General features: G+C 72.0%; 13 protein-coding genes and 1 pseudogene. 9 read left to right on the plus strand and 5 right to left on the minus strand.

Translation table 11 applies throughout. The annotated features are described in order from the left end of the window. The 6 genes from ABT014_RS34000 to ABT014_RS34025 all read left to right on the plus strand — a co-directional run. On the plus strand, positions 1 to 492 hold a 492-nt coding region (locus ABT014_RS34000), incomplete at its 5' end, for an anti-sigma factor (RefSeq protein ID WP_350643640.1). Positions 493 to 668: 176 nt separating this feature from the next. Beyond that, positions 669 to 1454, plus strand: a complete 786-nt coding sequence (locus ABT014_RS34005) for a ferritin-like domain-containing protein (RefSeq protein ID WP_350643642.1) — start codon at positions 669 to 671, stop codon at positions 1452 to 1454. A 98-nt stretch (positions 1455 to 1552) separates the two neighbouring features. Continuing rightward, entirely contained in the window at positions 1553 to 2281 is a 729-nt protein-coding gene (locus tag ABT014_RS34010; protein ID WP_350643644.1) for a ferritin-like domain-containing protein, read from the plus strand. 136 nt (positions 2282 to 2417) lie between these two features. Further along, entirely contained in the window at positions 2418 to 2783 is a 366-nt protein-coding gene (locus ABT014_RS34015) for a hypothetical protein (RefSeq protein ID WP_350643646.1), read from the plus strand. 178 nt (positions 2784 to 2961) lie between these two features. After that, entirely contained in the window at positions 2962 to 4179 is a 1218-nt protein-coding gene (locus ABT014_RS34020; protein WP_350643648.1) for a serine hydrolase domain-containing protein, read from the plus strand. A 130-nt stretch (positions 4180 to 4309) separates the two neighbouring features. Further along, positions 4310 to 4684 carry an enoyl-CoA hydratase/isomerase family protein gene (locus ABT014_RS34025; protein ID WP_350643650.1) on the plus strand — a complete coding sequence of 125 codons (375 nt, stop codon included), beginning with the start codon at positions 4310 to 4312 and terminating at the stop codon, positions 4682 to 4684. A gap of 54 nt (positions 4685 to 4738) precedes the next feature. Here ABT014_RS34025 and ABT014_RS34030 read toward each other — a convergent pair whose 3' ends face one another. After that, positions 4739 to 5542 carry an SDR family NAD(P)-dependent oxidoreductase gene (locus ABT014_RS34030; RefSeq protein ID WP_350643652.1) on the minus strand — a complete coding sequence of 268 codons (804 nt, stop codon included), beginning with the start codon at positions 5540 to 5542 and terminating at the stop codon, positions 4739 to 4741. Positions 5543 to 5625: 83 nt separating this feature from the next. Between ABT014_RS34030 and ABT014_RS34035 the strand changes: the two genes are divergently transcribed. Continuing rightward, positions 5626 to 6219 carry a TetR/AcrR family transcriptional regulator gene (locus ABT014_RS34035; protein WP_350643654.1) on the plus strand — a complete coding sequence of 198 codons (594 nt, stop codon included), beginning with the start codon at positions 5626 to 5628 and terminating at the stop codon, positions 6217 to 6219. A gap of 70 nt (positions 6220 to 6289) precedes the next feature. Here the strand turns inward: ABT014_RS34035 and ABT014_RS34040 are convergent, their stop codons facing one another. Then, the gene (locus ABT014_RS34040; RefSeq protein WP_350643664.1) at positions 6290 to 6826 is read right to left on the minus strand and encodes a helix-turn-helix domain-containing protein; all 537 of its coding nucleotides are present in this window, start codon (positions 6824 to 6826) and stop codon (positions 6290 to 6292) included. An 84-nt stretch (positions 6827 to 6910) separates the two neighbouring features. On the opposite strand from ABT014_RS34040, the gene ABT014_RS34045 reads away from it, so the two are divergent. Beyond that, a complete protein-coding gene (locus tag ABT014_RS34045; RefSeq protein WP_350643656.1) occupies positions 6911 to 7768 on the plus strand; it encodes a class I SAM-dependent methyltransferase in 858 nt (285 codons plus the stop codon). A 121-nt stretch (positions 7769 to 7889) separates the two neighbouring features. Here the strand turns inward: ABT014_RS34045 and ABT014_RS34050 are convergent, their stop codons facing one another. After that, positions 7890 to 8477, minus strand: coding sequence for an SMI1/KNR4 family protein (locus ABT014_RS34050; protein WP_350643658.1), 588 nt, complete (start codon positions 8475 to 8477; stop codon positions 7890 to 7892). Positions 8478 to 8528: 51 nt separating this feature from the next. Then, positions 8529 to 9608, minus strand: a pseudogene (locus ABT014_RS34055) (transposase). A 121-nt stretch (positions 9609 to 9729) separates the two neighbouring features. Between ABT014_RS34055 and ABT014_RS34060 the strand changes: the two are divergent. Further along, the gene (locus ABT014_RS34060; protein WP_350643660.1) at positions 9730 to 10572 is read left to right on the plus strand and encodes an IS5 family transposase; all 843 of its coding nucleotides are present in this window, start codon (positions 9730 to 9732) and stop codon (positions 10570 to 10572) included. A 67-nt stretch (positions 10573 to 10639) separates the two neighbouring features. On the opposite strand, the gene ABT014_RS34065 is transcribed toward ABT014_RS34060, so the two are convergent. Then, positions 10640 to 10963 (minus strand): winged helix-turn-helix transcriptional regulator (locus ABT014_RS34065; RefSeq protein WP_350643662.1); only part of this gene is annotated, 324 nt, incomplete at its 5' end.

The following is a 10963-nucleotide window of genomic DNA, read 5'->3' on the forward strand; positions in this document are numbered from 1 at the left end:
GCCGAGCAGGTGAGCGGCGAACAGGCCCGGTTCGCCGCGCTGCTCACCGCTCCCGACGCGCGGACCCGGACCGCGACCGCGGCCGGTGGGAGCGGTAACGGCACCGTCGTCTGGTCGCAGAGCCGCAACGAGGCGGGATTCCTCGCGGCCGGCCTCCCTCCGCTGGGCGTCGACCGCGCCTACGAGCTCTGGTTCGACGACGGCGGCACCGCCCGCCCCGCCGGACTGCTGCACGGTTCGAACGGCGCTCTGCTGCTGGACGGACCGCTCGACGGGGCCGGCGGCGTCGGCGTCACCGTGGAGCCCGCCACCGGATCCACCCGACCGACCAGCACCCCGGTCCTGCTGTTCCCGCTCACCACCCAGGGCGCCGCGGCCCGGCAGCCGGCCACCATCCGCACCGCCGGGCACGATGCCTCACCTGCCTGGATGCTCCCGGGGCCAGCGAGGATCGCCGCCGCACGCTCGCGGCCCGCCGATTCCGCCCCTTGACGGTGCTTCGTCCGACAGCACACCCGGGCGAGCCACGAACCGGATTGGCCGAATTTCCGCCCGATCGGGTGGAACACCGCCCGCCGGGCCGTCGTGGGCAGTCCGAAGCCGGAATCGCTCCGAAGAACCCGTCGACGTACCCGCGTCGGAGCGGGTGCCCGGAGAGAGGGGGCGTGATGGGCGAACCGCGCATCGACACCCGACTGCTCGAGGATCTGACCGAAGAATCGCAGGACCTCGACAGCGACGCGCTTCGTATCACCCGTGCTGCGCTGCACGACTTCGCCGACGCGGCCGAGCCCGGCCCGCGGCGCTGGTGGCAGCGCGGCGGTGTGCTCGCCGGGGTGGCCGGTGCGGCCGCCCTGCTGGGCACCGCGCGCGCCGCCGCCGCATCCTCGGACGACATCATGGCGCTGCAGACCGCCGCATCCCTGGAGAACCTGGCGATCAGCGTCTACCGGACCGCCGCCGGCCTGCCGTTCATCAAGGACGGCAACAGGACGGTGGCGGCGTTCATCGCCAGGACCACCCAGCAGCACCAGGCGCACGCGCAGGCCTTCAACTCCGCCGCCACCCAGGCCGGTGGCAAGGCGCAGACGGAACCCGACGCGAAGTACGCCGCGGTCGTCAAGCAGGCGCTCCCCTCGATCAAGGGCCCCGCCGACGTCGTGAAGCTCGCGATCACGCTGGAGGACATCGCCGCCCAGACCTACACCAAGAACGTCGAGCAGGTCGGTGACCCGCAACTGCGCAAGCTCTTCGCGTCCGTGGCTCCCGTCGAGGCCCAGCACCGGGCGACGCTGCTGGCCGTCCAGGCGCTGCTCGCGGGCAACGCCGCCGACCTGATCGCCATCCCCGTCGAAGCGGCCAGGCTCCCGGCGGCCGCAGGGAGCATCGGCTTCCCCGAGCCGTTCTACCCGACCAGGAACGCCTCGCCGATCACCGAAGGAGCCGTGAAGTGACCGGAACTGCCAGCGGTTGGGAGTTGCCGATCAGCGAAGGCGAACTCTCCGTTCTGACGCGGGAGATGGGCGATGCCCACGGCGCGACACTGCCCGCGATGCGAGCGTCCGCCCGGGAGCTGACCGAGGAGATCAACGAGCGGACGGGCGGCCCGGAACGGCCCCCGGTCTGCGTGGGGCGGCGGCGCTTCCTGTTCGGAGTCGGTGGAGCTGCCGCTGCGCTGACCCTGGCCGCCTGCTCCGGCAGCGGCTCCGGAACGTCCTCGGACTCCGCCGCCCCGTCCCGGACGGCCAGGCCGTCGGGAAGTTCCGCCGCCGGGCTGTACACCGGCGACCTGAAGGTGGTCGCGCTCGCGGTCGCGCTCGAGAACCAGGCCGTGGGCGCCTACCAGGCCGCCCTGGAGGCCGCCACCAACGGCGCCCTCGGCAAGGTTCCGCCGGCGGTGGCCACGTTCGTCACCACCGCGATGCAGCAGCACGCCGACCACGCGAAGACCTGGAACGCCGTCCTCACCGGCGCGAACAAGCCCCCCATCACCGACGTACCGCTCTCGAACCAGGAGTCCGTGGTCGCGGCCCTCGGCAAGGCGACCGACGTCGGCGCGGTGGCCGAGCTCGCCCTCCAGCTCGAGGACCAGGCTGCACAGACCTACCTCTTCGCGAGCTACAACGTCACCGCACCGGCCGGGATCGCCACCGCCGCCTCCATCGCGCCGGTGGAGGCGATGCACGCCGCGATCCTCAACTACGTCCTGGGCCGGTACCCGGTACCCGACGACTTCCTGCCCGTCGACAAGGCCGCGAACCCGAGCCTGCTCACGGTCTGACCCGCCACCCACCACCCGGCACCGGGCCGGGCTCCGCGTACCCCGCGGTGCCCGGCCGGTGCTCGTCGGCCGTGTTCCCCGTACCTTCCACCCCTTCCACCACGGACACCCACGTCGGCCAGGAGAATCCAGCACCATGTTCGGCACCGCGCCCGACCCGGCACCGTCGGCCGGTGGCCCGGCCGTCGTCTACCTCTGCCCCGACGACGGAGCGGCCTCGACCGACCTCTACACCGCCTGGTGCGAACGGCGGGCCGCCGCCGACGGCTGGATCCTCACCGAAGTCATCACCGACCCGGACGAGTTCACCCCGCTGGGCCAACGCACCGGCTGGCAGCGCATCACCCGCCTGCTCGCCGACGGCGCGGCCGCCGCAGTCATCACCGGCAACCGCCGGATGATCGCCGACACTCCGGCCGCCTGGACCAGCGTGGTCGACCTCCTCGCCGAACACGGCGCAGCCCTCACCACTGTCACCGGCACTCCCCTCCACGCACCATGAACCACTCCCGTGGCCCCTACGAGGTGCCGGCCACCGGCTGACCTGGAACGCTGGCCAGGTGAGATCGGACGAGGTCAGCGCACCTGTCAGCGCCTGGAGCAAGAGCCGTCGACGGCGTGGTGACGTCGCGCGGCCAGTGGGCGGGCGGGGCGGCCGTTGGCTCCTCGTCCTCGTCACGGTGGGAGTCCTGGCGGTATCGGCCTGCGGGTCCGGTGGCGACGGGGACCGGCTGGCTGCGCCGATCGGCACGGCGACGGGGTCCGGGACGGCGACCGGGTCCGGGGCCGCGTCCGGAGCCGCGACCAAGGTCGAACTCGAAGGGATCGTCCGCCAGTTCCAGGACACGAACCAGACCCCGGGGGTCCTGGTCGGCGTCCTGAGCCCGCAGGAGACCTTCGTCAGTGCCACCGGCGTCAGCGACATCGCCACCGGGGCGCCGCTGGACGCGGACATGCAGTTCAAGATCGCGAGTCAGACCAAGACGTTCACCGCGAACCTCGTCCTGCAGCTGGTGGGGGAGGGGAAGGTCGGTCTCGACGACCACATCTCCAGATGGGTGTCGGGCGTCCCGAACGGCGACCTGATCACCATCCGGCAGCTCCTCAACCACACGAGCGGTCTCGCCGACGGATTCACCTCGCCGGCGGTCCAGGGGAAGGTGCTCGCCGGCTGCACCGTCGAGGAACTGCTCACGGCCGAGGCGCTGTTCCCGCCCGTCGCGGCCCCCGGTACGGAATGGTCCTACAGCAACTACGGCTACAACCTGCTCGGCAGGGTGGTCGAACTGGCCGGCGGCCAGGACCTGAGCATCGCGATCGAGCAGCGCATCGCCCGCCCCCTCGGACTCCGCCGCACCCTGTTGCCGGTGACCGGGAACGGCCTCAGCGAACCCTTCACCCACGGGTACGGCACCGGCAACGTCGGCCCCACCCAGGCGCCGACCGCCGCCGACGACGCGACGGACATCCCGGCGTCGTGCCTCTGGGCCCACGGTGGCATGGTGTCGACACTCGCGGACATGCAGATCTGGTCCCGAGCCCTGGCGACCGGCGAGCTGCTCAAGCCCGAGGTCTGGGCCGAGGCGCAGAAGAACCCGGTGCCGTTCGTCTTCGCCGGACACTACAACGGTGCCGGTTCGTGGGCCTACGGACTGGGGTTCGTCGAGTCCGGCGGCTTCATCGGAGGGGAGGGCAGCTTCGCCGGTTACGAGTCCACGACCATGTACTCGCCGAGCCTGCGGGCGTCCATCGCGGTGGTGTCCACCAAGAGTCCCAACGCCATCACACCCCCGCCGATGTTCCAGGCCCTTGCCATGGCGGTCTACGGGCCGGACCTGGGCTTCGGACTCACACCCGAACAGGCCCTCGCACCCACCTACACGGGAGGCGCGGAGTAGCGCCGGGTACCCGCGCCGAGCGTCAGGACGAGCTCCGGCCGCGTCCAGGTGACCCGCACCGCTTCGCGGCAGGCCGCCAACCGGTCAGGGGCAGGGCTTCCCCGTCCGGTAGGTGGTGGTGGCCGTGGTGATGAGCGTGTCGAGCCGGGCCCGGGCCCTGGAGGTGATCCTCGGCGGGAACCTGTTCGACGCGGAGACGGCCGAGCGGTACGGCTGGATCAACCGGGCGCTCCCGGGCGTGGACCTCGACGGCTTCGTCGACGCCCTCGCCCGGCGCATCGCCGCGCTGCGCCCGGAGCAGATCGCCGCGGCGAAGGCCGCGGTCGGGGCCGCGGCCACCAGCGGGAGCCTGCTGGACGGGCTCGGTGAGGAGAGCCGGGCCCTGGGCGGGGTCCACCCGGCCCCGGACGCCGTGGTCGAGCGGATGCGCGCGGCCGTGGCCGCGGGCGCCCAGACCCGCGAGGGTGAACTCGATCTCGAGGCGTCGCTGGACCGCATCGCCTGAGCCCGGCCCGACCGCCGAGCGGGCGCCGACGGCGGAGCCGTGACCGCGCCCGTGTCACGCCCCTTCGGCGGTCATCCGGCCGATCGCCCGGATGATCTGCCGTCGGGTGGCCAGCCGGCGGGCGAGCTGGGCCAGGACCCGGTTCGCCCGTCCGGCGATGACGCTGGGCGGCGGGTTCCTGCGGTCCAGCGCGGTCAGTGCGGTGCGGACGACGTCGGCGGGTGAGGCGAGCCTGTTGCCGCCGGCGGCCCGCTCGGTGCCCACGACGTCGAAGAACTCGGTGCGCGTGGCACCGGGGGACAGCGCCAGCACCCGCAGGCCGGTGCCGCGCGACTCCTCCCAGAGCGCCTCGGTCAGGCTCAGCACGAACGCCTTGGACGCCCCGTAGAGCGCCATCCGCGGGTTGGGCTGGTACGCGGCCATGCTCGCCACGTTGACCAGCACCCCGCGTCCCGCCGCCCGCAGCTGTTCGATGAAGGCGCGGCTGATGTCGGTGACCGCCAGCACGTCGACGGCGATCTCCTGGCGCAGTCGCTCGGCGTCGATCCGGTGGAAGGGGCCGAAGCTGCCGAACCCCGCGTTGTTGATCACGCTGGTGACATCGAGACCGCGCTGCTCCAGTTCGCGGGCCAGCGCCTGTCCGGGCTGGTCGGCGGCCAGGTCCATCACCTGCACGTGCACCTGGACCCGGTGGTGGTCGCGCAGTTCGGCCGCCAGCGCCTCCAGCCGGTCCCGGCGGCGGGCGACCAGGACGAGATCCGAGCCGCGGGCGGCGAGCTGTCGGGCGAACTCGGCGCCCAGGCCCGCGCTGGCGCCGGTGATCAGGGTGGTCTGGCCGCGGTAGTCGACGGCTGTCATGGCACTCTCCTTGCAGTCGCTGCTTTCCTGGCAGTTAATGCCAGGAAGGCGGTCGCTGTCCAGGGGGAGGGTAGGATCGCTCCATGACGACCTTGTGGGACCGATCGCGGCAGGTGGCCGTCCAGGAGATCCTGGACACGGCGCTCCGGCTGTTCGCGGAGCAGGGCTACGAGCACACGACGATCGCGCAGATCGCGCGGGAGGCCGGGATCTCGCAGCGCTCCCTGTTCCGCTACTTCGGCACCAAGGAGGACCTGGTCTGCGGCGGCCAGGAGGCGCTGGGTGAGCTGTTGAAGCAGACCGTCCGGCAGCAGCCGGCCGAGCTGAGCCCCTGGGACGCCCTGCGGGCCGGGTTCGAGACGATCCTGACCGCCGACCACACCCCGGAACGGGTGCTGGAGCTGTCCCGCCTGATCTTCGCGACCCCAGCCCTGCACGCCCGCTACATCGAGAAGCGACTGCGCTGGCAGAGCGAACTCGTCCCGATCGTCCAGGCCCGCCTCGCCGCCCCTGCCGCCCCCGCCGGCCCGTCCCCCGACCCGCGCGCCAAGGCCGTCGTCGCGGCGGTCTTCGCCTGCGTCGACACCGCGACCGAACTCTGGGCCGGGAGCGGCGGACGGCTCGATCTGGCGGACCTCTACGACCAGTGCCTCGCGGCCGTCCGCGACGGCGGCTGAGCGCACTCGACGAGTCCGAGCGGCTCACGGCCCGAGGGTCCGGAGGGGCGCTGTCGGGGCCAGCGGAGCCTCAGGTGCCGAGGTGGCTGCGTCCCCCGTTGCGGTCGAGGATGATCAGGATCTCGGCGGGGCCCCGGTCACTGCGCAGGGCGTGGGGAGTCATGGTGGAGAAGGACGCCGCCTGGCCGGCCTCGACGCGGATGACGCGTTCGCCGAGGTGGAGGATGACCGTACCGGACAGCACGGTGAACCAGTCGCGGCCCGGGTGCACGCCGAGCTCCTCCGGCGTGACGGTGCCGGCCTGGTCGGTGATGCGCATCTTGCCGACGGTCAGGCCGTGCGGCCCGTCGTCCTTGCTGAGCAGCCAGGTGGTCAGGCCGCGACGCTCGTCGCGCTCGGGGCGGATGACGACATCGGAGTCGTCGGGGGATTCGACGAGCTCGTCGAGGGACCTGCCCAGCGCCCCGGCGACAGCGGTGAGTTGGTCGAGGTTGAGGCGCCGGTGCCCGGTCTCGATGCGGCTGAGCTGCGAGGGGCTGATGCCCGTGCGCTCCGCCAGGTTGTCCAGCGACCAGCCCCGCGCCTTGCGCAGGGACCTGATCCGCATCCGGACGGTGGCGTCCAACGTCGATTCTTGCTCCACCGGCAAGACTCTATGACACCGGAGCAACAACCGCTTTACCGTCGGGGCATGGGTACACACCACGACACGCACGGCCATGGCGGGAACGAACGGACGGCGGACCCCGACACCGCGCTGGCGAAGCTGCTGGAGCTGGACGCCGAAGTCCTGGCTTCCTACGTCTCGGAACTGACCGGCCGGCTCGCCGAACACGCCGACCCCGCCCCGGCCCGGATCCTCGACCTCGGAAGCGGTCCCGGCACCGGCAGCCTCCACCTGGCCCGGCGGTTCCCTGCGGCGCACGTGACGGCGGTGGACATCTCCGCGCAGATGCTCCACCGGTTGCGCCGGCAGGCCCTCGCACACGGGGTGGCCGACCGGATCAGCACCGTCGAGGCGGACATCGACGAGTCCTGGGCCGAGATCGGTCGGGGTGGGTCGTACGACCTGATCTGGGCCGCCGCGTTCATGCACCACGTGGCCGACCCCGCCCGCACCTTCGCGCGGGCCTTCGAGCAGCTGCGCCCGGGTGGGCTCCTCGCCGTCACCGAGATGGACTTCTTCCCGCTCTTCCTGCCGGAGGACGCCGGCATCGGCCGGCCCGGCCTGGAGTCCCGCCTGCATGCCGCCACCAACACCCGGCCGCCCCACGAATGGACCGACCACCTGCGGGCCGCCGGGTTCACCCTCCAGGAGCGGCGCCCCTTCGAGATCCGCCTCGACCGCACCCAGGCAGGCCCGTCCCTGACCGCCTACGCCCAGGCCTGCCTGGCCACGCTGCGCTCCCACGCCGCCGACGGCCTCGACTCCGCCGACCTGGCTGCCCTGGACGCCTTGCTGGACGAGGAGCAGCCGCACAGCCTCGCCCGCCGTCACGATCTGAGCGTGCGGACCACCCGTACCAGCTGGATCGCCCGCCGCCCCTGACATCGGGCATCCGCCGGGCGACGTTCCACACCGCACCGGCGGCCAGGGGCTACTCAGCGGTTGAGCCGCGCCGTCCGCGCGACGACGATCAGCTTGACGTTTAACCAGCTTGCACGCCGATCTACCAGTCGACTGTTCCGTCGCCGGGCAGCATCGGCTGGTCGACCGGCTCCAGGCGACTGCGGTTGTCGTGGTGCAGCATCGCCTGCGCGACGCAGTGGAGCCAGGCTGCCAGGCTCGGCCAGCCGACGAAGCGAGCGGAGTCATCGTGGGCGGCGCGCCCGAGATGGTCGTGCCACAGGCCGGGTCCCGCGTCGATGAAGTGCTCATCTCCATCGCTTCCCGCAAACGGCACCCATAGCGTCCCCCACCACGGTTCGTCGTGCTGGTCCGGGTCATCGGCATCCCAGATTCTCATCCGCATGTCGCGGATCTCCACAATCCTCTCGGTGGAGTACAGAGGGCCGCAGGGAAGAGCACCCAGGTGGGAGCTGTCCCCGTCGTGGCACCGCAGCGACTCGCGCAAATCGGTGGGGAGCATGAAGCCGAGCTGCTCCTCGGTCCGGTCGATCGCCTCGGGCGACGCCGGCGGGCGGAGCGCGGCCTGGCTGGCCGGTGCGTGCTTCGCCAGCCAGCCGTCGATGAGGTGCCAGGACTCGGCCACGGGCGCGATTACCGGACTGACACCGATGAGTGGGGGCTCGATCATGGATCCGTAGCTTGCCCGATCGCTGTGGCACCGAAAGAAGCGGCCCCAGACTCAGTCGAGTTGCCTCGCCGCGGCCTGCGTGGTTCGTCGGTGGTTCGGTGCCCTTCTGGTGGGGGCGGGTCGGGCGTACGCCTCGCCGGTGGCCAGGACTCTTCCGACCTCGTGGCGGGCGGCGAGGCGCTGGTTTTTCGAGCCGGGCGGTCGGCCGGGTCCGGGGCGGGTGGGTTTCGGTGCTTGCGCTGGTGAGGGGTTCGGTTCCGCCGGCCGCTCCCACGGATGGCGGAGGTCGGCGACGAGTGGGCGGGCGAGGCGGAGCTGGGTGCGCGCGGCGATGACCAGCCAGGTCCAGCGGTCGGCGGCCGTGGAGTCGCGCAGACGGGGCCGGGGCCAGCCGAGGGTCTGCTTGAGCAGGCGGAAGGTGTGCTCCAGGTCGAAGCGGCGGAGGAAGGACTGCCAGCAGTGGTCGACGTCGGCCGGGCCGGCGTCGGTGCGCGACCACCAGAGCCGGACCGGTCGGTTCACCCCGCCGCTGGGCAGCTTCTCGACGGCGAGCCGGATCACCGTGCCTTCGAGGAGCGGCAGTTCGCCGTCGTGGTCCAGCCAGGCCGCGCGGCGGGTCAGCCGCGGGTGGAGCCGGTCCCAGGTCCTGACGGTGGCGGTGCCGTAGCGGCGGGTCCCGGTGCGGGTCACCACCCGCTCCCCGCCCCAGGTGTCGGGGTCGCCGAAGACGAACTCGCCGCCGTGCTTGCCGCGGCCGAAGGTGTGGCAGAACGAGCGGTCCGGACAGGTCTCCGCGTCCGGCCGCCCGCAGCCACGGTGAGACGTCCACCGCCAGCACCGGGCGCCCGTCGGCGGCGCGTGGCAACGGCAGACCGGCCAGCGACCCGCAGCCGGTCGACGTCCACCCGGCCGGGGTTCGGCGCGCCGTACAGGGCCCCGTGCCCGCGCCGGTGCTCGGGCGCCGGCGCCAGGTCCACCAGCCGCCTCATCGGATCGTCGGTACACAGCACCGCGTCGGTCAGTTCGAACAGCGCGTCACGCCGCCCGGTCAGACAGTCGTAGAAGACCCCCCGGAAAGCGCGACAGTTCCGCGAACGGCTCGCCCCGCACACCCTGCTGCACCGCACTCACCACTGCACTCTTCGCATTAAGAACCCGCGCAGATAGGCGGGGTGGAGTGCCCGGGTAGTGAGGCGGGCACAGGTGTCCGTGATCATGGAGTTGCGACGCTCTGTGATCACTGGGGAGACCTGTGCCCGTCCTTCCAGGATGGCTGACCGACCCGTTGTGGGACCGATTCGCGGCGCTGCTGCCCGAGCGTCCCGCGGTCGATCCGGCCCACCCGCTGGGGTGTCACCGGCCACGCATCGGTGACCGGATCGTGTTCGACAAGCTACTGCAACTGCTGCGGTTCGGCTGCTCGTACCAGGCGATCTCCGACACCACCTGCTCGGCGACCACCATCCGCAACCGCCGCGACGAGTGGATCCGGCTTGGCGTCTTCGCCCGGCTCAAGCAGATCGCGCTGGAGTCCTACGACCGGATCGTCGGGCTGGAGCTCGACCGGATCGCCGTCGACGGCTCGATCACCAAGGCCCCCGGCGGCGGCGAGGTCGCCGGGCGCTCACCGGTCGACCGCGGTAAGCAAGGCCTGAAACGCTCGGGCATGACGGATGGTTATGGAATTCCGCTCGGCAGGGTCCTCGCCGGAGCGAACCGCCACGACTCCCCGCTGCTCGCCCCGACCTTGGACCTGCTGGAGCACCTGGGACCGCTGCCCGACGACATCACCGTGCACCTGGACGCCGGCTACGACTCGGACAAGACGCGCACCGAACTGGCCGCCCGCAACCTGCACGGCCGCATTGCGCACAAAGGCGAGAAGGCGCCGATCCAGGCCAGCGAGCGGTGGCACGTCGAGCGCACGCATGCCTGGCAGAACGCCTTCCATCGACTTGCCCGTTGCTACGAGCGCCGTGCGAACGTTGCCAACGCCTTCTTCGACCTCGCGGACACGATCATCACGGTTCGTAGCCTGATCCGCCGGGCCTGGACCAGCCACCGCTGGGACCACCGCCCCGAACGACGCCCATGAGCCCCGCCCATCTGCCCGGCCTCTCCCGCGCAGACCGTTCGGCGCTGATCAGCAGCCCTGTTGTGGTTCAGGCGCCGCGGGTGTCGTAGGTCTCGCGGTTGGCCAGCACCTCGTCCATGTGCACCTCGGCCCATGCCTTGAGGCCGCGCATCATCTCGAACAGCGACAGGCCGAGATCGGTCAGCTCGTAGGACACTGTCACCGGCACGGTCGGCACCACGGTGCGGGACACCAGGCCGTCGCGCTCCAGGGAACGCAGCGTCTGGGTGAGCATCTTCTGGCTGACGCCGGCCAGGAGGCGCTGCAGCTCCGAGTAGCGCATCACCCGGGGCCCGCCGGCGCAGCCGGCACCGGGCCGATGCGCGCTGTCGCTGCCGAGCGCGGCCAGGAT

This window comes from Kitasatospora sp. NPDC094015, from assembly GCF_040304075.1.
Taxonomy (GTDB): Bacteria; Actinomycetota; Actinomycetes; order Streptomycetales; family Streptomycetaceae; genus Kitasatospora.